Origin of the sequence: Yersinia aleksiciae (genome assembly GCF_001047675.1) — a bacterium.
GTDB lineage: Bacteria > Pseudomonadota > Gammaproteobacteria > Enterobacterales > Enterobacteriaceae > Yersinia > Yersinia aleksiciae.
This window is the reverse complement of the sequence record NZ_CP011975.1, coordinates 1514407-1536991: the sequence shown is the minus strand read 5'-3', so window position 1 is coordinate 1536991 and position 22585 is coordinate 1514407. Positions and strand designations below refer to the sequence as shown.

The following is a 22585-nucleotide window of genomic DNA, read 5'->3' as shown; positions in this document are numbered from 1 at the left end:
ATGACTTGGTTAAACCGAATTATCCCCGATGACCGCATTATCCGGCTGCAACTGTTGATTCTGGTGGCGGTGCTGTTGGCCTTCTCATTGACCTTGGGCCAGCGCTTTTTCAGCTTGGGTAACTTCCAGTCGATCTCATCGCAGCTGCCGATTTTAGGCATGTTGGCGCTGGGAATGGGGCTGACCATGCTGACGGGCGGCATCAATTTATCCATCATTGCCGGAGCCAATGCCTGCGCGTTAGTGATGGCCGCCATTATTGTCAGCCACCCTGATCAGCCGCTGTTTCTGCTGCTGGCATTGGGGGCGGGATTACTGGTAGCGGTGGCGATTGGCACCTTGAATGGGCTGCTGATCTCGGTGGTCGGTGTGTCACCCATTTTGGCGACCTTGGGCACCATGACACTGATCACTGGCCTGAATATCTTATTGTCCAACGGCGATGTGATTTCTGGTTTCCCGCCAGTGATTCAATACATTGGCAGCGGTGATATTGCCGGCATTCCAGTGGCGATGATCCTGTTTCTACTGGTGTCGTCAGGGCTGTGGGTCTTGCTGGAACACACCACGCTGGGGCGCAGTATCTATCTGGTCGGTTCCAATGAGCAGGCGACCCGCTTTAGTGGCGTGAACACCCATCGGGTGCAGATCGCGGTCTATATCCTGTCAGCCCTATTGGGTTGGGGGGCTGCCATTTTGATGATGGCGAAATTTAACTCAGCCAAAGCCGGTTATGGCGAGTCCTATCTTTTGGTGACGATTCTGGCCTCGGTGTTGGGTGGGATTAACCCAGATGGCGGCTTTGGTCGCATTATCGGCCTGATTTTAGCGCTAGTCGTGCTGCAATTACTGGAGAGTGGCCTGAATTTGCTGGGGGTGAGTAGCTACCTAACCATGGCGTTATGGGGTGGGGTGCTGATCCTCTTTATCGCATTACAGAATCGTAAAGCTTAAGAATTGAGGGACAAAACAATGGCAAGTTACTTTATCGGCGTAGACGTAGGGACCGGCAGCGCAAGAGCCGGAGTATTCGATTTGCAGGGCCGCATGGTCGGGCAGGCCAGCCGTGAAATCACCATGTTTAAGCCCAAGGCAGATTTTGTTGAGCAGTCATCCGACAATATCTGGCTAGCGGTATGTAATGCGGTGCGCGATGCGGTGAGTCAGGCTGATATCAACCCGATTCAGGTCAAAGGGCTGGGGTTTGATGCCACCTGTTCGCTGGTGGTGCTGGATAAAGAAGGCAATCCGCTAACCGTCAGCCCATCAGGGCGCAGCGAGCAAAATGTGATTGTCTGGATGGATCACCGCGCGATTATTCAGGCGGAACGAATCAATGCCACCCAGCATCCGGTGCTGGAGTTTGTCGGCGGGGTTATTTCACCGGAGATGCAGACACCAAAACTGCTGTGGCTGAAGCAGCATATGCCCACCACCTGGAGCAATGTCGGTCATCTGTTTGATCTACCTGACTTCCTGACCTGGCGCGCGACCAAAGATGAAACCCGTTCGCTCTGTTCCACGGTCTGTAAATGGACCTATCTGGGTCATGAAGATCGCTGGGACCCCTCCTATTTCAAACGGGTGGGGCTAGGCGATTTGCTGGATAACAATGCGGCCAAAATTGGGGCCACGGTGAAGCCGATGGGTGAACCGCTGGGGCGTGGTTTAAGCCAGCGAGCGGCATCAGAAATGGGACTGATCGCCGGCACTGCCGTCAGCGTTTCCATTATTGACGCCCATGCGGGTACGATTGGCATCCTCGGTGCCAGTGGTGTGACGGGCGAGAACGCCAACTTTGATCGACGAATTGCGCTGATCGGTGGTACCTCGACGGCCCATATGGCGATGTCACGTTCGGCCCATTTTATTGGCGGAATCTGGGGGCCATATTATTCGGCCATTCTACCGGAATACTGGCTCAATGAGGGCGGACAGTCAGCGACAGGTGCCTTAATTGACCATATTATTCAGTCACATCCGTGTTATCCAGAGCTGCTGGCGCAAGCCAAAAGCAAGGGAGAAACTATCTATGAGGCGCTGAATCATATTCTGCGCCAACTGGCGGGGGAGCCGGAAAATATCGCCTTCCTGACCAACGACATTCATATGCTGCCCTATTTCCACGGCAACCGCTCACCACGCGCCAACCCGAATCTGACTGGCATCATTACCGGACTGAAACTCTCCACCACGCCGGAAGATATGGCGCTGCGCTATCTCGCCACCATTCAGGCGCTGGCACTGGGGACGCGGCATATCATCGAAACCATGAATCAGAACGGCTACAACATTGACACCATGATGGCCAGCGGCGGTGGCACGAAAAACCCCATTTTTGTGCAGGAGCACGCTAATGCCACCGGTTGTGCCATGTTATTGCCGGAAGAGAGCGAAGCGATGTTGCTGGGCAGCGCCATGATGGGCACGGTCGCCGCCGGTGTGTTTGAGTCTCTGCCGGAGGCGATGGCGGCCATGAGCCGCATTGGGAAAACCGTCACACCGCAAACTAATAAAATCAAAGCCTTTTACGATCGCAAATATCGCGTGTTCCACCAGATGTACCACGATCATTTGCGCTATCAGGAATTGATGCGGGAGGATGCATGAGTCAGAGTGATGAATGGCAAACCGCCAGTGAGGCATGGATGACCTACAGCCGCGAGCTGGCGGCCTTAAAGGAGAATGTCGATCAGCAGGTGTGGTTGCAGGTGTTGGACGCGCTGGCAGAGTGCCGTGGCAAAATTGCAGTGACGGGCGTGGGAACATCAGGTATCGCGGCGCGAAAAGTGGCGCATATGCTGGCTTGCGTGGAGCAACCTGCGATCTACCTGAACGCGACCGATGCCGCCCACGGTGATCTGGGCTTTCTCGACGCGCAGGATATTATCATTTTGATCTCCCGAGGCGGCAATTCTGACGAGCTAACCCGCTTGTTACCCACGCTGCAACGTAAGCAGGTGAAGATCATCAGCGTGACAGAAAACGAACAATCGGCCATCGCGCAAGTCTCCGCCTTGGTGCTAAAGACCCATGTGAAGCAAGAGATTGACCCGCTAAATATGTTAGCCACCACCTCTATCGTTTTGGTGCTGGCACTGTTTGATGCCATCTGTGCCTGTCTGATGGCCCGCAGTGGATTCACCAAAGAGACCTTACTGGCAGTGCATCCAGGTGGGGATGTCGGTATTGAGTTACGTAAGCAGCAGTAAGCGGTAATGAGTCACCGCAAACAATAGATAAAAACTACCGCGCCAGTGTGACTGCGCGGTAGTTTTTTAACAGATTTTTGTTACCAGAAGCCCAGCACTTTCCACCAGGCGCTACCGATAATCAGCCAGATAGGGATCACTACCAAACTGATCAGGAAGCCAATTTTCCACCAAGTTGCCAGCGGGATAAAATTACAGCCGAACAAGATAGGAGCAGGGCCGCCGGAGTAGTGAGTGGTCGCCATATACAGGTTACTGAACATACCGAACACCAGCACCGTCAACATAGGTGGCGCACCCGCCGCGATAGCAATAGAAACAAAAATGGCATACATGGCGCTGATATGTGCGATGGCGCTCGCCATCATATAGTGGCTGTAATAGTAGGCCAGCAGCAGAATACCCATCATCGGTATCCAATTCATCCCCTGCACCGAACCGGCAATGGACGAGCCAAACCAGCTAATAAAGCCCAATTTGTTCAGTTGGCTGGCGAGTGTCAGCAGCACGGCAAACCAGATCACGGTGTGCCACGCTTCTTTCTCGGCAATCACATCATCCCAAGTCAGCGCGCCGCTCAGTAGCAGAATGGCTAAGCCAATAAAGGCGGTCATGGTGGCATCAATATTGAGTGTCGCGCCGCTCACCCACAGGGTTACCAGCCCAATAAAGACGGATAACACAATCCACTCATTGCGGCTCATCGGCCCCATTTCTTTCAGTTTCTCATGTGCTAGCGCCCGCATTTCCGGCGTTTTTTTCAGTTCTGGCGGGTAGAAGCGATAGAGCAGTAAAGGGATAACCGCCAGAGAGATTAAGCCGGGGACGATGGCGGCCAGCGCCCAACTGGTCCAGGTGATGGTAATTCCCATCTCACCTGCCAGCTTACTGATCATCGGGTTACCGGCCATTGAGGTCAGGAACATCGCACAGGTAATGGCGTTGCACTGGAAGATACACTGCACCAGAAATGCCCCGATTTTGCGCTCGGTACCGCGTTCTGGGGTCGATTCATAGGCCTCAGAGATGGAGCGGAACAGCGGGGTGATGATGCCACCACAACGCGCCGAGGTAGAGGGCATGGCGGGGGCAAACAGTAAATCAGTCAGCACCAAACCGTAAGCCAGACCCAATGAACTGTGACCTAACTTGCTGATAAACAAGTAGCCGACTCGGCGACCAAAACCGGTTTTAATAAAGCCGCGCGAGATAAAGAAGGCGCAGGCAATCATCCAGATGGTGGGATCGGCAAAACCGGCGAGCACTTCTTTGATGCTCAGCAGCCCAGTCGCCGCGACCACTGTCAGACTGAAAATGGCCATCGCCCCCAATGGGTATGGCGAAAGGATCAGGCCAATAACCGTTGCCGCAAAGACCGCCATGAGGTGCCAGGCGCGCGGATCTACGGATTCCGGTACTGGGCTAAACCAGATGCCTATCCCAATAAAGAGAATAAGCAGCATTCTTCCTATACGTGTTTTGAATATCGACATGATTATTTACCTTGATGCAATTATATATGCGGTGCTAATGATCACGGGTTAAAACCGGTGGGCATTAAATGATTAAGGTTGTGAAGATATGAATTAACTGTATAGACAAAATAACTTAGTCATTTTGATCGAAGTCATTTTTATATTGTACGGAGTACAGTGAGTCGCGGGGAAAATATATTGTTCTGGTGATAGCATTTCAGACAAACTCTAGCGATTACTTTACTTTTTTAATTATAAATAACAGAATTTTATCTGTTAAAACAAGGTAAATTCACATCAATAGCCGAGGCGGAAGGGTAATGGATCAGGTAAGTCGTATAGATTAGGAGCAATAGGAAAAAATAAGATCTGGCATATCAATATTTCTTATTGAATATTCGCTTTTAGCGGGGTAATAATTTTATATTATTATGTGCTGCACTATATTCTGGGCAACAAAAAACCCGCACAAAGGCGGGTCTTTTTTATTCAGAATGATTTAACTGCTCAGGGCTATCACCTTCATCGCTATCGTAAATCATTCTAAATTATCCTGCGTCCTTGAAGCCACGGCTGCATTAGCGGCGTATAACTCCAATGACTTAGGTATTGGGCTTAGTTATTAACTCTTACAGAGCAACAACATTCGCCGCTGCTGGGCCTTTCGCGCCGTTCTCGATAGAGAACTCAACGTTTTGGCCTTCTTCTAAGGTTTTGAAATCATTGCTCTGGATGGCAGAGAAGTGAACGAACACGTCTTTGCTACCGTCAGCAGGAGAGATGAAACCGAAACCTTTGTCAGCGTTAAACCATTTTACTAAACCAGTCATTTTATTAGACATAGAGATACTTCCTTCAATTATTTTTGATTGCCGCCATAGGCGAGCGAATAGGCTTGGGTACAACTTATGGGGGCACTTAGAAGGAATTTCGCGGAGAAGAGGTATCTGTCTGATAACGCTAATACGGAGAACTGCTTTACTAAAACTGCTTGCATAAATGTTACTGTCAACCGGGTACTGCTTTCTTGCTTGAGTGTTGGCAACACTGCTCGGGTTAAACCGTCATCGCTGTCGGTTGCCAACACCCAGAATCACACTGTATTACAGAGCGACTACGTTTACCGCTGATGGGCCTTTAGCGCCGTTCTCGATAGAGAACTCAACTTTTTGGCCTTCATCTAAGGTTTTGAAATCATTGCTCTGGATAGCAGAGAAGTGAACGAACACGTCTTTGCTGCCGTCAGCAGGAGTGATGAAACCGAAACCTTTACCAGCGTCAAACCATTTTACTAAACCAGTCATTTTATTAGACATAGAGATATTTCCTTCAATTATTTTTTGCCACAATATTGCAGCGAACGTGGTCTGTCTTTCAGAGGATAACTTATGGGCACTTAGGAGGAGACTCACGGAGAAGGGATATCTAGGATAGCGCTTGAACTGAGGACTGCTTTACTAAAACTGCTTTCATAAGGTCTGTGTTCCAAACCGATGACGCTATTTAACCACAATGCATTTCTCGTGGCAACACTATATTTGACTTTCATAGCTAACATGAATGGTTTTTTCATCTGAAGTCGCACAGAGAAACGGCGTTTTCATGTGACTAAACAAGTTGTTAGGCCGATAAAAAACGACGTTAAATTTTAAGCCATTTTCTGTCATTAAGCCGCTAAATGCCGGAGGATAACCTCCGGCATGCCGTTTTAGCGAGGAGAAACTGTCACTGTGCCGCTACGATCGCTGGCAATCATGACGCGTTGGCCTGCGCTGAAACGGGTTGGACCTTGCGCCTGTACCACGACAATGCTGCTGCCATCATCTCGGCGTATTTCCAGTTGCACACCTTCACTGCGGTTCATCGCACTCTGTACGCCTTGACCTGCCATACCACCGGCAACCACACCACCTGCTGTTGCCAGGCTGTTACCACGGCCACCGCCAATAGTATTCCCCAAGAATCCACCGACGACGGCACCGCCGATAGCACCGGCTACGTTATTCTTATCGCCACCTTGAATGGTTACCGGACGCGCAGAAACGACGGTCCCGTAGGTGACGGTATGGACTTGCCGTGCCTGAGAGGCAGAAAACGTATCGCCAGATAACGTATTGTTGTTGGCGCATCCACTTAATACAGTTGTTGCGAGCGCTACGGCAATGACCAGCTTTTTCATAATTAACCCCTAATTGTTGGTATGAGTCAGCCATACCCTTCTTATTTGACGTTGCAGCTCGCTATCCCAACGCACTGATTTTAATCAGCTCATCGGGGTTCATTCGTTTGCTGCCGTGCTGAAACGCCAGCTATTTAAGTATAGATAGCCGTTGATAATGACTATAGCGTGATAACGATTGATCTGAGGAGATAAATATTGAGCATATGTCTATATATAGGCGAGTTCTTGCTCTCTTTTCGTGCTACCGTCATGGCTAAATAGGTCCTCTCTACCGCTTCAGGAATGCTGTCTTGTCACGCTCGATTATTTCTACCAAGATTTTCCGTCTCGACTTAGGTCGCTTAATCCTTATTCTGGCTGTGATGAGTGCATTTGTGACGCTGGCGAACAGCTTCTATGCCAGTTATCGAGTACAGCGACAGCTATTGATTGATAACACATTGGAGTCCAATCGTGTTTATGCCACCAAGCTGGCCTCCAGTACCGAGATTTTTCTGAAAAGTGCACAAAAGCAGCTTCACTACAGCAGCATGATTGCCGCCCAGCATTTTGATGATCAGGCCATTTTGCAGGCAGAAACTGCACGGCTAAAATATCAGACTGACAGCTTCAACTCGGTGGTCATCACCGATGCACATGGCGTTATCCGCGCCACTTCCCCTGATAGTCTCCAGTTGTTAGGCCATGTATTAACATCACCAGGATCGATAGAGGCGTTAAAAGCACGTCGCCCGCTAATCAGTAAGCCTTATGTATCGGCAGCTAATAATTTGGTCGTCAATATATCAACCCCGATTATTACGCCGGATGGGCGTTATCGTGGCTATATCGGCGGGACTATTTATCTGCGCAAGCAAAGTGTCTTAAATGAGCTATTGGGTGAGCACTATTACCGCGATGGTTCCTATATCGTGGTGTTGGACAGTGAGCGGCGCATCCTATACCACCGAGATGCGAGTCGTATCGGGGAGGTGCTTGCGCCGAGACCACTTACAGAGGCCGCGAAAACTGCAACCAATGGCAGTTTGATGGTGACCAGTTCGGGTGGCGAATCAATGCTAGCGGGCTACGCCGTTGTAGAGCCATCAGGTTGGGAGATCATTACCTTACGGCCAGAGGCATCAACCTTGAAACCGCTGGAAGGGCTAATGATTAAGGGGTTAGGGCATATTGCGCCGCTGGCGTTACTCACCCTGCTGGGTGTCTGGCTATTATCTCGCCTGATCGCCCGTCCATTATGGTTACTGGCTGGCAGTGCTAACGATATGGATAAACCCGATATCGCCATCAGTATCAAAGAGATACCATCATGGTATTTTGAGTCTACGCAACTCAAGCGGGCGATGTTGATAGGTATCAGCCTGCTGCAAAAGAAAATTGGTAAATTGAAATTTGAAGCCCAAACCGATCCGATGACAGGCCTGTATAACCGACGGGGATTGGCAACGACCCTCGAGCCTATTGCGCAACTCGGGCAACACTTTTCAGTTATTGCATTGGATATCGACCACTTTAAGTTGATCAATGACACCTACGGTCATGATGTCGGTGATGAAGTGATTAAGCAATTGGCGACTCAGATCCGTGATAGCTCCCGCGATACCGATATCCTGTGCCGTAGTGGCGGTGAAGAGTTCCTGATGTTGCTACCGGGTACGACACTTGATGTGGCGACACAGGTCGCCAACCGGCTGCGCCACAATGTGGAAATGATGGAGATAGCGAAAATTCGCCCCATTACAATTTCACTGGGTGTGGCCTATTGGAGTGGCGAAGCTATGCCAGAAGATGCGCTTAAACTGGCTGATGAAGCCTTATATCGTGCGAAGCAGCAGGGGCGTAATCGAGTCGTGGTGAGCTAGCCATCTACGGGATTTCGCGAGCGATAAGTGTCGTCACTCCAACAAAAAAGGCGCGCTCCGTGTGGAGTACGCCTTTTTAAACAGCACCTTAACTGACTAGTATCAGTTCATGCCGTATTCTATAAAGTACTGTTTTTTATGGTTTATAGGTGTTCGTCATCGTTCGTATAACTTTTTGATATTCATTAAGTATTAGCCTATCCTTGTTCATGTTCGTTCAAGCTTGTTTGCTGAGATGCAACGAACGGTGTAGTCATCCGTGTAGTCATCGCAACACATGAACTGAGATTTATATGGCTGGTGGAACAAACAAACTTAGCGACGCAACCCTTAGAAAAATGCTTGGTAGGGAAAGCCCTGGTGATAATTTTTACGCTGATGGTGATGGCCTGAGCGTTAAAGTGACAAAATCAGGTGCTATGACCTGGGTATTTGCATATCGTCTTGGTGGACGTAGTGCCAAACCACAGCGGCTAAAATTGGGGAACTACCCGGACATGCCTCTTAAGTTGGCGCGGGAGAAGCGCGATCAGTGTCGTGCATGGCTGGCTGACAGCAAAGATCCTAGACATCAATTAAACCTCACCACTTCTGAAACTCTCAAACCTGTCACGGTAGAGGATGCTCTCCGTTATTGGATTGCCGAGTATGCGACCGACAATCGCGCCAATGTGAAACGGCATAAAGCCCAGCTCGAAAAACACATTTACCCTTATATCGGTGCTCTGCCACTTTCACAGTGTGAAACCCGTCACTGGCTGGAATGTTTTGATCGAATGAAAAAAGATGCACCAGTGGCCACCGGCTATGTTTTTCAGATGTGTAAGCAGGCTCTCAAGTTCTGCCGAGTACGCCGGTACGCTGTTAGCAATGCTTTAGACGACTTAACCATACCTGATGTTGGTAAAAAGCAGGAGAAAGGCGATAGAGACCATACCGACGAGGAGATAGGGCAACTCTGGAAGGCTAGCCAGCAACTTAAGTTTAAACCGTACTATGCTGCCATGCTTCGCCTGCTGGTGGCATTTGGTTGCCGCTCCCAAGAGGTGAGATTATCTACCTGGTCAGAGTGGGACTTAAAAAAATGGGTATGGACGGTACCCAAAGAGCACAGTAAAGGGGGCACAAAAATAGTTCGCCCAATACCAGACGTCATAAGGCCAATCATTGAGGGGCTGCATCGCGAACACAAAGACAGCGGTTTACTTCTTGGTGAAATAAAGCAATCAAGTGCTGTGAGTGCTTGGGGCCGACTGGTCTGGAAACGCTTGGGCCATGCTGAACCTTGGTCACTTCACGATATCCGACGAACGTTCGCCACTAAGCTAAACGATCTGGGTGTTGGTCCACACGTCGTTGAGCAATTGCTGGGCCATATCATGCCGGGAGTCATGGCGGTCTATAATCTTAGCCAATATATGCCGGAGAAACTGGAGGCGTTAAATATGTGGTGTGAACGCTTAGGGTTGCTTGCGGGTGAACATGAAAACGTTATTTTGTTGCAGGTGAAAAAATGAATAGAATAAATTCAAAAATAGATTTGCCGAAAGAATTTAACTTAAATAAATATAGCACATTATCAACAATGTCTGACAAGGACTTATTTAGGCAGATTTATAGGCGACAGGAATGCTTAGAGGGGTTATGCAGTTATGATTCCAGTACATATTTTTTAGAACATGGTGAATTATTACCGCAACCTTTTGATAGTCGAGATCCTTTCGATGAGTTTGACATAACTATACCAGAAGAGTATTACGAATTTAATGGTGGTAGAGAACGGTTAGATAAATATAAAAAGAATATAGATACATCAAGAAGAATAAGTAATGGATATGGATTACATGGGGTTACACGACATCAGATATCATTTCTATCGGAAAGTACTGACACTATCGGTAGTCGGGCTGGGATGTCTTTAATAATTAATAATGAAGAAATTAATAATATTTTAGAGTCGGGTGATGAAAATCACGGATTGTTAATGGCAAGAATGACTGACTCTATTAGTATGGTAACTGATGAGGGCTTATTATTAACTGTAGATTTAACAATACCAGATGAGTTTTTAGTTGATGATTTTAAAAAGTTACTACCTATTTGGCGTAAAGAGATTGGCATTGAATCTGTAAATATTACTTTTAATAATTCATGGGATGTAATAAGAAGGAAAATAATAGATTATAACGTTATTCCATATATTGATTTAATGATATGGTCGATAGACAGTAGATGTAGTATCTCCCAAGGAGTGCTAGCCGTATCCCTGTTTCCTAATGGAGAAAAAGATGTATTTGCAATAGCACAAACAGTCAAGCCGTTTGTAGATAAACTAATGAATGAAGAGTCTTTAGAAAAATTCCGCAGAGAAATTTCTAAATAGTTTAATTAATAGATTTTTTACCAATTAAAAAATAGTTGTTTTCTTACCATCGCAGAGCTTAATTAATTATTAAAGAATGTCCTTGTCGAACCAATATAAACAAGGGCGTTTTTCTATGAACAATCAAATAACCAATCTAGACCGCACCGTTCGCGAACCTGAATGCCGTAAATTAACAGGGCTATGTCGAACCACACGTTATCTAATGGAAAGAGAGGGCAAATTCCCAGCACGCCGGAAACTTGGTGGTCGTGCTATTGGCTGGATGTTATCTGAGATTCAGGTATGGCAGCAGAACCAGCCTAGAGTAACCACGGATAAAGCGTGTGAGGTGGAACATGCCAGATAAAACAAAAGCGGCCCTGCAAGGCCGCCAATGTCAAAACACTTATATAAACCACAACCAGATTAGCATATCTGCTGGCCCCATTACGAGAGTTGCAGATATGCAACTCGGTCAAGAAATGAACTATGGTTATAAGTTAACCGCGCCATTGGCGCAGTTCAACCGAGATACGCGCAAACTTGCTCACACCGGAAATTCTACGCATTTAAAATCAATCGCTGGCTGGTGGGTGTCTCCAAATCTGGATAGACCTTTTTACACCCAACCTATAGGCGTATGCCTACTCCCTCTGTGGGGGTCTATGGCAATGGCTGATACCCAAAGAAGGAATTCCGGCTTAGCCGAAGGGGAAATACCACCCTCGAAACAAAATCAATCAGTCAGCTTTGCTTTCTTGCGCTGGCGGCGTTTGATCTCGCCTTTAGCTGCCGTTACGAGAAAGCCAGCAGTACTCTCTCCATCTTCCTTTAGCTGCTCAATATCTACCATTACTTCATGTGGAATTCGAACAGTTGTCATTTGTGATTTTGCGTTCTTTGCACCCGTTGCCATTACTGGATCTCCATACGTTAGGTGTATGTCAGTATACGCAAAAATAATAATAAAAAAAGGCTTGAAGTGTATTTCACTTGAGTGTAGCGTTAAAAGTCAAGGTGACATACACCTTAAAATAACGAAGCCCGGAAGTGTCTCACCACTAACCGGGCCTCTTACCACCAACGATAGAATGAGTATCGAGGTAGCTATGTTAAATCATACCCAAACTCGCCCCAAATATCAGTATCGTTTTCTAGCCCTGCATCGTTCAGATCGCAGTGCTGCACCCTGTCGCTTATCGGTTGAGGCTTTTACTGAGAAAGAAGCGCGTCAGGTTCTGTCTGCTCACTTCATCCTTTCCCTTGCTGCTCGTCTGCCAGTTCAGGAGGTGCGCCATGCGTAAATCAGAAATGACGGCGGTTATGTCAACTCTCCAGCAGGCGCAGAGAGCAAGCGCGGTCATTCGTGCACTTCGCTATTCACTTTGGGAGCTTTCCAGCCATGAGATTGAAACATTGCTTGAGGTTTCTTCGGAGTATGCCGACTCAGCAACCGAATGCCTGATCAACCTTTCTGGCGAGGAGGTGAGCCATGCGTGAACTAAAACCCAATGAGCAGATAAATGTGCTGAGTGCCGCCATCAAAGATATGGACTGCCTGTCACAGCAAGCATTGTCGGAAATCGTAGCCATTACTGATCTGTTGCTGCACTGGATGGAGTCCCCAGAATGTTATCAACGCATGCATATGATGGCCGACGCGCTAAATCTCATCTCCTACAGGGCGCAGGAAACCATTGAGAATGTTGGGCGTGAAGCGGAATTAGTGGGTTGCGAATACATCGATCATGACCGTCAGCGCCGCCTAGTAGCTGCGAAAAAGTACAAGATGGGAGGGGCTGACCATGGGTGATATTTATCATGTTCTTGTAACTCATGATGTTAGCAAGGTATCTGACGAGAAGTTAGATGAGCACAACAGTATCTACTGTGGTGCCAGTATGGCTATTAATTCTGCGATACAGGTTATCGGCAATCTGCTGCTGGAAGTTTCAGAGAGCGAAGGATATTCAGGGGAAGAAGCTATGCGCGACCTGCATTTAATAGGTTCGGTACTCAGACACCTTCCCCGCATGGCCCAAGCACTAGAGCAAAACGGTAGTTCTATTGCGTTCGAGCAAGAGAAGCGCAAGGGGGCCAAAAAATGATTAGCACATTGAAATTTAACGAATTGGAAAAGCGCGTTGCGGCCCTCGAGCTGGCACTAACTGCCATGCAACGTAAAGGCTCAGTACCGGAAGGAATGGCACCTCTTACCACTCTGGCGGCTGAAATGGGGCTATCCACCTGTAAAGCGGAAGAACTGGCGAGAAATTGTGGTGTGATGATAATTCGTCATGGCAATGGTCACGCAGTACATGAGGCGAAATTCCGTGAAGCGGCGCTGATAATTATCAAGGGTGCCAAGCGTAAATACGGTAGCAAGTACTGGTATCACCCGCTGATCGGCAAGTTCACCATGTCAGCGAGGCCACAGCTATGAGTAAGCCACAGAAGACAAGCGTTAACCAATGGCCCAATGAACTATTTTCCTGTGTTTATCGTTGGGTTAATGGTCGCCCGATTGAGAAAGCGGTGGTAGCAAAGGCCATACTACAAACCACAACGGGGACACCTCTCAATTGTCTGGCCGTAAGGCTGGGATCTTTCGCGATTGGGACAGTTACGCCGGAGTGGTTAGCCGACAATGGCTTCCATTCAGCCAAATCACCGGAATACGCACGGGAGAAACGCGAAGCGGTGGTACTGGAGTTTATCAGCCGTCCTGATCTTGTGGCTGTATTAGCCAATGCCGATCGCATTAACTCCCTGTTTAATGTTGTTCCCGCTGATGAACCCGCCGTAATCCCGGCACTTAACCAAATGGGGCCAAGCCAGCGCGGTGAGGTACTTTTGGCCCGTTATGACGGTGATTTAGCCGTACATGGTGATTCGGACACTGTACACCACTACAACGGCATAATCTGGCAACCTGTTTCAGATAAGGCGCTGTCGCGTGAGATGGCGGCAATATTTATGGAATCGAGGGTTCCTTACTCCATGCCAGCCATGAAGAACGCCGTTGATACCATGAAATTGAGTCTGCCAATAATGGGGACCACAGCACGCAATCTGATTGGGTTTAGCAACGGTGTATTTGATACCCGAGAGGGGTTATTCAGAGAACACCGGCAAGAGGACTGGTTATTGATTGCCAGTGATGTGGAATTTATTCAGGCAGAGGAAGGGGAATCATTGGCCACTCACTCTCCCGCATTCTGGAAGTGGCTTAACTGGTCAACGGCCGGTAATGCTCGGAAAGCCGATCGGGTACTGGCAGCACTCTATATGGTGATGGCGAACCGGTATGACTGGCAGCTATTTCTTGAGATAACCGGCGCGGGTGGTAGTGGTAAAAGTGTACTGGCGGAGATCTGCACCATGCTGGCAGGGAAAGCCAACACCGTATCGGCCAGTATGAAGGCACTCGAGGAGCCAAGGGAAAGGGCGCTGATAGTCGGATACTCTCTTATCATCATGCCAGATATGTCCCGCTATGCTGGTGACGGGGCAGGGATCAAAGCCATTACCGGTGGGGATAAGGTCGCGATAGACCCGAAACACAAAGCGCCTTACTCGACACGGATCCCGGCTGTTATTTTGGCAGTAAACAATAACGCCATGTCATTCAGTGACCGAAGCGGCGGTATATCCCGACGTCGGGTTATTTTCAACTTCTCGCAGGTTGTGCCAGAGAATGAGCGTGATCCGATGTTGTCAGAAAAGATAGAGGCAGAGCTGCCGGTTATCATTCGCCACTTACTGACACGCTTTGCAGATCAGGGAGAAGCTAAACGGCTTTTGTTCGAACAGCAGAAATCAGAAGAGGCGTTGGCTATTAAGCGTGAAGGTGACTCGCTGGTGGACTTCTGCGGCTACCTAATGGCATCGGTGCAGTGTGACGGCTTGTTTATCGGCAATGCTAGCATTATACCGTTCAGCCCACGGAAGTACCTGTACCACGCCTATCTTGCTTATATGCAGAGTAATGGGTTGAGTAAGCCGATCTCACTTAACCGGTTCGCTACTGATATGCCGGGTTCAATGGCTGAGTATGGTAAAGAGTACATCAGGAAGAAAAGTACCAAAGGAAATATGCGCTCCAACATCCGGCTGGCTGATGATGCCGAGGAGTGGCTACCGGCTGCAACAGGGGGTACAGAGTAAAAGTTATTGAATAAGTCTCCACCTGTCTCCACTCAGTTAAATAGATATTATAAAACATATAGTTAATGGGTGGAGACCTTTAAATGGAGTCTCCACCTAGTCTCCACCTCTCCACCCATTTCTAAAAAGGTGGAGGCATAGAGTGGTGACTTACGGAGACTTAAAACAGGAGTCACCACCCATTATCATAATGATTTATATAGTGAAAATGGCTTGGGTGGCGAGGTGGAGACTTAAAAGCATAATTTATTTTTATAAGTAGTGGGGTCTGATTGGGGAGATCCAAAATGAATACTATGTTTTTGCTAATGGCAGAGTTTGAGATGGCGGTTATACCTCTGTCTGTGATTGCAGATAAATACCTGGGTATGAGTCCGGCCACAGCAGACAAGAAAGCCAATGCGGGAGATATGCCAATACCCACCTTTCGCATCGGAAATACACAAAAGTCCCCTAGAATGGTTCATGTGCAAGATCTAGCTGACTTTATTGATGAGCGAAGATGTAAAGCCAAGAAGGAAATTTTACTATTGAGGCGATAAGTATTTTAATATCAATTAAATAAGTTTAGGGTAAGTAACGGATATAGGTGGTGTAGCAGAAATAACAAAATAATATACGAAGATGGTTTATCAAGAAATTTATCTTTCTCATATAAAGAGGTGATTATGGATCGTCTGTTGGAAATTAAACGCCGTGTTGATGATATTAGTGAAAACTTGAACGCTATGTATCCGCGGTTTAATACTGACAAAGCCATCAGCAATAAAGTTACTGAATTAAAAGAATATGCTCAGTCTGCTCTAAAAGAAATTCAAGGCCAGCTTAAACGTGGTGAATTAACTGAATTTGAGTCAAATTTTCTGGAGCCTGCTATTTATGATTCATATATGAAGGGTATTGATAAGATCAGAAAAGGTGCAAAACCAAGCCTAGAGTTGAGTGATTTAATTTTTGAAACGGACTCGACTATTAGTTATTGGCTGTGTGCTATTGAAAAATACAATAATAAAGTTTTGTAAATTACTTGTTCGTAGTTGTTTGTATGCGTTCATTTGTAATTCTCTATATTTACACTTTATTTTTCATGTATATGTTGAATGGTGACACTCCGACGGGAGCCGTCACTTTAGCCGTTTAGCGCCCACCTTTCCGCACTGGAATTCTGTTAAATGGCTTTACCTTTTAAGTTGGTTTCCCGTCTGTATTCACACTTACGGAAACCACTATGAAAAAATTGTTAGAGTTACGCCAGAAGAAAGCCGAGTTAGCCACGCAAATGCGCTCACTGCTGACCAAGGCCGAAGATGAAAAACGCAGCCTTACCCCCGAAGAAGCCACCCAGTTTGATGAAATCCGTGCTCAGGCAGATGTTCTGGTTACTGATATCACCCGTTATGAATCCCTTGCTGATGAAGAACGCACTCAGGGCGGTAAAGCCAAGCCTGTAGGCGATGGTAAGAAAGTGACCAACGACGAGTTACGCCATTACATCATGACCGGTGAAACCCGCATGTTATCCACCACCGTGAATGAGAGCGGCGGCTATTCGGTTATCCCGGAGCTGGACAGTGAGATTATGCGCATGTTGGCTGATGAGTCAGAAATGCGCCAAATTTGCACCGTCAAAACCACCAAATCCAACGAGTATAAAAAACTTGTGTCCGTGGGCGGTGCGGCGGTAGGTCGAGGCGTAGAAGGTGAAGCCCGTACCGAAACCGCGACGCCTAAGCTGGAAGAGGTCAGTATCAAGCTGAACCCTATCTATGCTTACCCGAAAACCACGCAGGAAATCCTTGATTTTAGTGATGTGGATATCATGGGCTGGTTGACCGAAGAGATCAGCGACACCTTTATTGAAACCGAAGAAACCGACCTTGTTAACGGTGACGGTACTAAAAAGGCTAAAGGCTTCCTGTCTTATCCTCGAGCTGCAGCCGGTGACCGTACTCGCCCATTCGGAACGCTGGAAAAAATGGTTGCTGCTGGTGATGCGCCTACCGCTGATGAATTAATTGATTTGGTCTTCAAACTGCGCCGCCGCTACCGCAAAAATGCTGTATGGGTGATGAACTCCAACAGTGCCGCCATGCTGCAAAAGATTAAAAACGGTAATGGTGATTATATCTGGCGTGACCGTCTACAAGCTGGTGATCCGGATATGTTGCTGGGCCATCCAGTGCGATATCTGGAAAACATGCCCGATGCAGAACCGGGTAAACCGGTCATTGCTGTAGGTGACTTCAAGCGCGGCTATTTCATCGTCGATCATGAAACGGGTACCCGCACCCGTCCTGACAATATCACCGCGCCGGGCTTCTACAAGGTTCACACTGATAAGTATCTGGGTGGTGGGCTGGTGGACTCCAACGCGATCAAAGTTCTCGAAATCGCAGAGTAAGCAACAGGGGCTACGGCCCCTTTCTTATCAGGGAGTTTACCAATGAAAGATACCGATTTTGAGATCCGCACCGCCAGCTTATCCACCAGCGATAAAAAGTTAGTGGGTTATGCCGTGAAATGGAATAGCCGCTCAGAAGTGCTGTGGGATGAGTTTGTCGAGCAGTTTGCCCCTAATGCCTTTAAAGCCAGCCTTGCAGCCGGTACCGATGTTCGTGCTTTGTTTGAGCATGACTATACCGCGCTGTTAGGTCGCACCCAGTCAAACACCCTTGTATTGAGTGAGGATGCTACCGGTCTGCGTTTTGAATTGACCCCACCCGATACCCAGTTAGGCCGTGATGTGCTGACCATGGTTGAGCGTGGCGATATATCAGGCATGAGCTTTGGTTTCCGTGCATTAAAAGACCAGTGGGACAGTACCAAACAGCCTTATGTCCGTACTGTTTTGGCGGCAGAACTACGGGAAATCACTGTGACCAGCTTACCGGCCTACCGTGAAACGGATGTTCAGATTGCTAAGCGCTCACTGTTAGCCCAGCACCCGGAGCTGGTGGATCTGTCTCTGCGTTCCCATTGGGCTTATCTGGCGGGGTTGTGATATGTGGCCGTTCAAACGTAAGACCGAAAGCCGAGCAATGACCATTGATGAGTTTATGGCGCTGGCTGGCATCCCCAATACGGGAGCCGGTGAACATGTGTCTGCTGCTACTGCTGAATCTCTGCCGGCGGTTATGAATGCTGTGACCGTTATCAGCGAAGCTGTGGCCTCGATGCCGTGTTACCTGTACCGAGTTCAGAATGAGAAAAGAGAATGGTTATCGGAGCATCCGGTTGATTACCTGCTGAATGAATACCCGAATGACTGCCAGACGCCTTATCAGTTCAAGCGTACGATGATGCGCCATTGTCTGTTGAACGGTAACGCCTATGCCGTTATCGAATGGGGCAAGGATGGCAAGCCGCAATCACTGCATTCTTACCCACCTCGCGCCGTGGTACCCAAGCGCCTGAGTAATCACCGATTCGCCTATACCATTACACACCCGGACGGCACGGTCAAAACGTACCTTCAGGAGGAAATCTTGCACCTGCGACATGCGACTGAAGATGGTTTCCTTGGGCGTTCTCCGATAACTGTCTGTCGTGAAACGGTTGGGCTTGGACTGGCTCAACAACGTCATGGTTCGTCGGTGATGAATAACGGCCTGATGGCTTCCGGCGTATTGACAACCAGTGACTGGTTAGACGGGCCAAAAGGCGCTAAGGCACTGGAAGCACTGGAGCGTTACAAAGGCGCACGCAATGCCGGTAAAACGCCGATTATCGAAGGCGGCATGAAGTACGAGCAGTTAGGCATGAGCAATCAGGATGCTGAGTGGTTGGCGTCTCGTCGCTTCACCATTGAAGACATCGCCCGGATATTCAACATCAGCCCGATATTCCTGCAAGAGTACTCCAACAGCACCTACAGCAATTTCAGCGAGGCGAGTCGCGCTTTTCTGTCTCAGACCTTGCGCCCCTGGCTAACAAATTTTGAGCAACAGGTTAAAGCCTCTCTGCTGGTGGCAAGTCACCCGGTTCAGGTTCGCTATCAGGTGGAGTTTGACACTGCCGATTTGCTACGGGCCAATCCTCAAGAACGTTTCCGCAGTTACGAAACCGCCATTAAATCCGGCGTGATGTCTCCGAATGAAGCGCGTGAGCGTGAGGGGATGCCAGCGTATGCCGGTGGCGAAGAATTCAGTCAGGCATGGAAACAAACGGTTCAGGTGAAAGCGGCTGACGATAAGGAAGTTATATGAATGATTCATTGATTACGCTGGAAGAGGTGAAACTTCAGTGCCGAATTGAACCTGAATTCACCGAGGAAGATAGTCTGATCAAAATTTATATTGATGCCACGTTGGAGGTTTGCCAGCGTCATATTGGTAAACGGTTTGATGATGGATTGGAATTCACGCCAGCAATGAAAGTCGGTTGTTTGATGTATGTGACACAACTTTATGAAAGTAGATCAATGGTTGCTGACCTTACGATTAAAGAAGTCCCACTGACCATATCTCACTTGTGGACGGTATATCGCGAGCCGGGGATTTACTAATGCCAGTCCATCCATTGAAACGTTGTAGTTATCCCGGGTGCCGTGTACGTGTGAAGGCTGGCCGCTGCGCTGAGCATAAACGTGAAGCTAGCGCACAGGTGACAGCCAGCCGCGGCACCCGCACCACGCGCGGCTATTCCAACCGTTGGGGAAAATACCGCCTGATGTACCTGAAAGCCAATCCCTTATGCGTTGATTGTGAGAAAAAAGGCTTCTATATCCCGGCCAAGATAGTTGATCACATCATCCCGATTGATGGCGAGAGTGATGTGTTGTTCTGGCCCGCCAGCAACCATCAAGGGTTGTGCGCCAGCTGCCATAGCCGTAAGACCACCACCCAAGACCCACTAACCAAACAGCAGCGTAAAGCCGGTAAGTTCAAGCCCCAAGAGGAAGAAGCCTCCCATCGCTGGGACTGGATATACGAGGCGGGTAAGGAGTAACAAGTCATGACGGAACAAGAGCAGAATCAATTGGTTAAGTCACTGATTAATAGCCGTGAAAGGTTCAAGCGGACACATAATAAAACGCCAGAGCAAGCCATGACGCGGCGCACATCACAGCGTGATCGGGACATCATGGATTCATTTCGAAACCGGTGACGAGGCGCAGGGCAAGGGGTGGGGGAGGTTTGAGGACAAAACTCCTCTCCGCTGGAACCACCCGCCCCCTCAAATTTTTATGCGCGGCACTTTTTTTCGTAGCAGTAAAGGCACAGGAAACAGCAATTTATGGCTAGACCACCCAAAGCCCCCACTTATTTAGATGAGATTGCTACCGTCGAGTGGAAGGCAAGAGCAAAGCAATTGATGGAGCGCGGCGATCTGATTGATGCTGACTGGCGTAACCTTGAATTGTATTGCCTCAACTACTCGATGTACCGCCGCGCCGTGGCAGACCTTGCGACGCATGGTTTTTCGGTTGAAGGTTCACGTGGTGCCACCACGACCAACCCCGCCTTGAAAGCCAAGTCTGACGCCGAAAAAATCATGATAAAAATGTCCTCGCTGATGGGCTTTGATCCAGTGTCTCGCCGTCGTAATCCGGTGGAAGTTGATGAGGAAGACGCGCTTGACCGCTTATAATCAGTACGCACTGGAGGTGCAAAGTGGCAAAATACCCGCCTGTGAGCGGCTAAAACAAGCGGTAAATCGTTACTTTAACGACCTAAACAACCCACTTTATGCGTTCGACAGTGCCACTGTAGAGCGCTTTATTGCCTTCTCTCACCTTTGCCCCCACGTCAAAGGTCCATTACGGGGCCAGCCTATCGAGCTGGAGCCGTGGCAACAGTTCGCCTTTGCCTGTCTGTTAGGCTTCAAGGTGGCAGCGACAGGCCGCAGGAAGTACCGCAGTGCTTACATTCAGGTACCCCGCAAGAATGCCAAATCAACGGTAGCCGCTATTCTGGCTAACTGGTTTCTGGTGATGGAACCGGGCCAGCAGGATATCTACACCGCCGCCGTGAGTCGTGATCAGGCGCGTATCGTGTTTGATGATGCCCGTCAGATGAACCTTATCTCAAAGCCCTTGAGAAAGCGCCTTACTATCCAGCAGCACAAAATGATTTATGCCAAAACCAACAGCCTGTTAAAGCCACTGGCCTCCAAAGCCTCGACCATTGAAGGGACGAATCCCAGTCTGGCGGTGGTGGATGAGTACCATCTTCACCCGGATAACGCCGTTTATTCAGCGCTTGAGTTGGGAATGGGTGCCCGGCCAGAAGGGATACTCTTTGCTATCACCACAGCGGGTAGTAACGTGGTTTCAGCCTGCAAGCAACATTATGATTATTGCTGCCAGATATTGGCCGGTGAAGAACAAAACGAATCGTTGTTTGCCTTGATCTACGAGCTGGACGACGAGAGCGAAGTTGAGCAGCCGGAACACTGGATTAAGGCTAACCCTAATCTGGGCGTTTCTGTTGATGTTACGGCACTGACTGACACCATCAATAAGGCGCGGGGCATTCCTTCGCAATGGGTCGAAATGCTGACAAAGCGTTTTAATATCTGGTGTCAGGGCGAAACGCCGTGGATGGGAGCCGGTGCATGGGATGCCTGTAAAGCCGATTACAGCGAGGATGATTTAGCCGGTCTGGAGTGTTACGCCGGGTTAGATCTGTCTTCAACCAGCGATATTACCAGTGTGTGCTACTCGTTCCCGGTTGAGAACTGCGTATTGCTACTTACCCGTCACTATATCCCCGAAGCCCAGTTGAATAATGCCGCCAATAAGAACCGGGCTATATATCGGCAATGGGTTAAAAGTGGCTGGATACGCCCCACACCGGGCGACTGTATCGATTATGACCGCATCCGTGATGATGTGTTGGCTGATAGTCAGCGGTTCAATATCAAGCTAACGGGGTTTGATACGTGGAATGCCACTCATCTGAGAACACAGCTACAGGGTGCCGGTCTGGATGTCGAGCCGTTCCCGCAGACCTACATGAAATTTAGCCCGGTTGCCAAGTCTGCCGAGGTATTCGTTAACCGCAAGGTGATACAGCACAATGGCGATCCGGTCTTAGCCTGGGCGATGAGCAACGTTGTGATGGAAACTGACGCAAACGCCAATATCAAGCCGAACAAGAAGAAAGCCGCCAACAAGATAGACCCAGCTATTGCCTTCCTGATGAGCTTTGGCACCTACCAGATTGAGCATGAAGATTTTGCGTATACCCTGAGTGAAGAACAGCAACAGCGTCTTAAAATATTCAATGGCATCTAATTTGATAACATTATGAACCATGAAAGAAGGAATAACTGAAATTGAGTTATACAGCTTTTAGAAAAATATATTTGGCAGGTAATCT

Annotated in this window: 27 protein-coding genes; 22 read left to right on the top strand and 5 right to left on the bottom strand. The window is 48.5% G+C overall.

Annotated features, from left to right (window positions below):
• The 3 genes from ACZ76_RS07090 to ACZ76_RS07080 are packed head-to-tail and all read left to right on the top strand — an operon-like array spanning position 1 to position 3212.
• Positions 1-954, top strand: coding sequence for an ABC transporter permease (locus ACZ76_RS07090; protein ID WP_048618067.1), 954 nt, complete (start codon positions 1-3; stop codon positions 952-954).
• Between the two features lie 18 nt (positions 955-972).
• The gene (locus ACZ76_RS07085; RefSeq protein WP_048618065.1) at positions 973-2610 is read left to right on the top strand and encodes an FGGY-family carbohydrate kinase; all 1638 of its coding nucleotides are present in this window, start codon (positions 973-975) and stop codon (positions 2608-2610) included.
• Positions 2607-3212: a KpsF/GutQ family sugar-phosphate isomerase gene (locus ACZ76_RS07080; protein ID WP_048618063.1), complete on the top strand. Its 606-nt coding sequence runs from the start codon at positions 2607-2609 to the stop codon at positions 3210-3212. The genes ACZ76_RS07085 and ACZ76_RS07080 overlap by 4 nt, the downstream gene beginning before the upstream one ends.
• Before the next feature lie 80 nt (positions 3213-3292).
• Here ACZ76_RS07080 and ACZ76_RS07075 read toward each other — a convergent pair whose 3' ends face one another.
• The 4 genes from ACZ76_RS07075 to ACZ76_RS07060 all read right to left on the bottom strand — a co-directional run bounded on the left by ACZ76_RS07075 (position 3293) and on the right by ACZ76_RS07060 (position 6866).
• A complete protein-coding gene (locus tag ACZ76_RS07075) occupies positions 3293-4705 on the bottom strand; it encodes an anion permease (RefSeq protein WP_048618061.1) in 1413 nt (470 codons plus the stop codon).
• A 611-nt stretch (positions 4706-5316) separates the two neighbouring features.
• Positions 5317-5529 (bottom strand): cold shock protein CspG, encoded by a 213-nt coding sequence (gene cspG / locus ACZ76_RS07070; RefSeq protein WP_005271336.1) that lies wholly within the window; start codon positions 5527-5529, stop codon positions 5317-5319.
• A gap of 261 nt (positions 5530-5790) precedes the next feature.
• The gene (gene cspE / locus ACZ76_RS07065; RefSeq protein WP_005163090.1) at positions 5791-6003 is read right to left on the bottom strand and encodes a transcription antiterminator/RNA stability regulator CspE; all 213 of its coding nucleotides are present in this window, start codon (positions 6001-6003) and stop codon (positions 5791-5793) included.
• Between the two features lie 392 nt (positions 6004-6395).
• A complete protein-coding gene (locus ACZ76_RS07060; protein WP_048618057.1) occupies positions 6396-6866 on the bottom strand; it encodes an outer membrane lipoprotein in 471 nt (156 codons plus the stop codon).
• A gap of 305 nt (positions 6867-7171) precedes the next feature.
• Here ACZ76_RS07060 and ACZ76_RS07055 point away from each other — a divergent pair, with 305 nt between their 5' ends.
• From ACZ76_RS07055 to ACZ76_RS18250, 4 genes are all read left to right on the top strand, one after another.
• Positions 7172-8731, top strand: coding sequence for a GGDEF domain-containing protein (locus tag ACZ76_RS07055; protein WP_048620225.1), 1560 nt, complete (start codon positions 7172-7174; stop codon positions 8729-8731).
• 293 nt (positions 8732-9024) lie between these two features.
• Positions 9025-10248 (top strand): tyrosine-type recombinase/integrase, encoded by a 1224-nt coding sequence (locus tag ACZ76_RS07050; RefSeq protein ID WP_048618056.1) that lies wholly within the window; start codon positions 9025-9027, stop codon positions 10246-10248.
• Entirely contained in the window at positions 10245-11114 is an 870-nt protein-coding gene (locus tag ACZ76_RS07045) for a DUF6387 family protein (RefSeq protein WP_048618054.1), read from the top strand. Before ACZ76_RS07050 ends, ACZ76_RS07045 begins: the two co-directional genes overlap by 4 nt.
• 115 nt (positions 11115-11229) lie before the next feature.
• The gene (locus tag ACZ76_RS18250) at positions 11230-11463 is read left to right on the top strand and encodes a helix-turn-helix transcriptional regulator (RefSeq protein WP_050163129.1); all 234 of its coding nucleotides are present in this window, start codon (positions 11230-11232) and stop codon (positions 11461-11463) included.
• 369 nt (positions 11464-11832) lie between these two features.
• On the opposite strand, the gene ACZ76_RS19540 is transcribed toward ACZ76_RS18250, so the two are convergent.
• Positions 11833-12012, bottom strand: a complete 180-nt coding sequence (locus ACZ76_RS19540; RefSeq protein WP_048618052.1) for a YlcI/YnfO family protein — start codon at positions 12010-12012, stop codon at positions 11833-11835.
• Positions 12013-12205: 193 nt separating this feature from the next.
• On the opposite strand from ACZ76_RS19540, the gene ACZ76_RS19535 reads away from it, so the two are divergent.
• The 15 genes from ACZ76_RS19535 (at position 12206) to ACZ76_RS06965 (ending at position 22500) form a co-directional block, all read left to right on the top strand.
• On the top strand, positions 12206-12400 hold the full coding sequence (locus ACZ76_RS19535; protein WP_048618050.1) for a host cell division inhibitor Icd-like protein: 195 nt from the start codon (positions 12206-12208) through the stop codon (positions 12398-12400).
• Positions 12393-12596, top strand: coding sequence for a hypothetical protein (locus ACZ76_RS07030; RefSeq protein WP_048618048.1), 204 nt, complete (start codon positions 12393-12395; stop codon positions 12594-12596). The genes ACZ76_RS19535 and ACZ76_RS07030 overlap by 8 nt, the downstream gene beginning before the upstream one ends.
• Entirely contained in the window at positions 12589-12909 is a 321-nt protein-coding gene (locus tag ACZ76_RS07025) for a hypothetical protein (RefSeq protein ID WP_048618046.1), read from the top strand. The genes ACZ76_RS07030 and ACZ76_RS07025 overlap by 8 nt, the downstream gene beginning before the upstream one ends.
• Positions 12902-13204: a hypothetical protein gene (locus ACZ76_RS07020; protein WP_048618044.1), complete on the top strand. Its 303-nt coding sequence runs from the start codon at positions 12902-12904 to the stop codon at positions 13202-13204. Before ACZ76_RS07025 ends, ACZ76_RS07020 begins: the two co-directional genes overlap by 8 nt.
• The gene (locus ACZ76_RS07015; RefSeq protein ID WP_048618042.1) at positions 13201-13539 is read left to right on the top strand and encodes a hypothetical protein; all 339 of its coding nucleotides are present in this window, start codon (positions 13201-13203) and stop codon (positions 13537-13539) included. The genes ACZ76_RS07020 and ACZ76_RS07015 overlap by 4 nt, the downstream gene beginning before the upstream one ends.
• Entirely contained in the window at positions 13536-15263 is a 1728-nt protein-coding gene (locus ACZ76_RS07010) for a DNA primase family protein (RefSeq protein ID WP_048618040.1), read from the top strand. Before ACZ76_RS07015 ends, ACZ76_RS07010 begins: the two co-directional genes overlap by 4 nt.
• Before the next feature lie 287 nt (positions 15264-15550).
• Complete coding sequence (locus ACZ76_RS07005) at positions 15551-15805, top strand: pyocin activator PrtN family protein (protein ID WP_048618038.1); 255 nt, start codon at positions 15551-15553, stop codon at positions 15803-15805.
• Between the two features lie 126 nt (positions 15806-15931).
• Complete coding sequence (locus tag ACZ76_RS07000) at positions 15932-16285, top strand: hypothetical protein (protein WP_048618036.1); 354 nt, start codon at positions 15932-15934, stop codon at positions 16283-16285.
• 206 nt (positions 16286-16491) lie between these two features.
• Positions 16492-17664: a phage major capsid protein gene (locus tag ACZ76_RS06995; protein WP_048618035.1), complete on the top strand. Its 1173-nt coding sequence runs from the start codon at positions 16492-16494 to the stop codon at positions 17662-17664.
• 42 nt (positions 17665-17706) lie between these two features.
• The gene (locus ACZ76_RS06990) at positions 17707-18264 is read left to right on the top strand and encodes an HK97 family phage prohead protease (protein ID WP_048618033.1); all 558 of its coding nucleotides are present in this window, start codon (positions 17707-17709) and stop codon (positions 18262-18264) included.
• Between the two features lies 1 nt (position 18265).
• Positions 18266-19468 carry a phage portal protein gene (locus ACZ76_RS06985; protein WP_144413896.1) on the top strand — a complete coding sequence of 401 codons (1203 nt, stop codon included), beginning with the start codon at positions 18266-18268 and terminating at the stop codon, positions 19466-19468.
• On the top strand, positions 19465-19767 hold the full coding sequence (locus tag ACZ76_RS06980; RefSeq protein WP_048618028.1) for a head-tail connector protein: 303 nt from the start codon (positions 19465-19467) through the stop codon (positions 19765-19767). Before ACZ76_RS06985 ends, ACZ76_RS06980 begins: the two co-directional genes overlap by 4 nt.
• Positions 19767-20210, top strand: a complete 444-nt coding sequence (locus ACZ76_RS06975) for an HNH endonuclease signature motif containing protein (RefSeq protein ID WP_048618027.1) — start codon at positions 19767-19769, stop codon at positions 20208-20210. Before ACZ76_RS06980 ends, ACZ76_RS06975 begins: the two co-directional genes overlap by 1 nt.
• Before the next feature lie 288 nt (positions 20211-20498).
• A complete protein-coding gene (locus ACZ76_RS06970) occupies positions 20499-20852 on the top strand; it encodes a phage terminase small subunit P27 family (RefSeq protein ID WP_048618025.1) in 354 nt (117 codons plus the stop codon).
• Positions 20839-22500: a terminase large subunit gene (locus tag ACZ76_RS06965; protein WP_048618022.1), complete on the top strand. Its 1662-nt coding sequence runs from the start codon at positions 20839-20841 to the stop codon at positions 22498-22500. Before ACZ76_RS06970 ends, ACZ76_RS06965 begins: the two co-directional genes overlap by 14 nt.
• Positions 22501-22585: the final 85 nt, after the last annotated feature.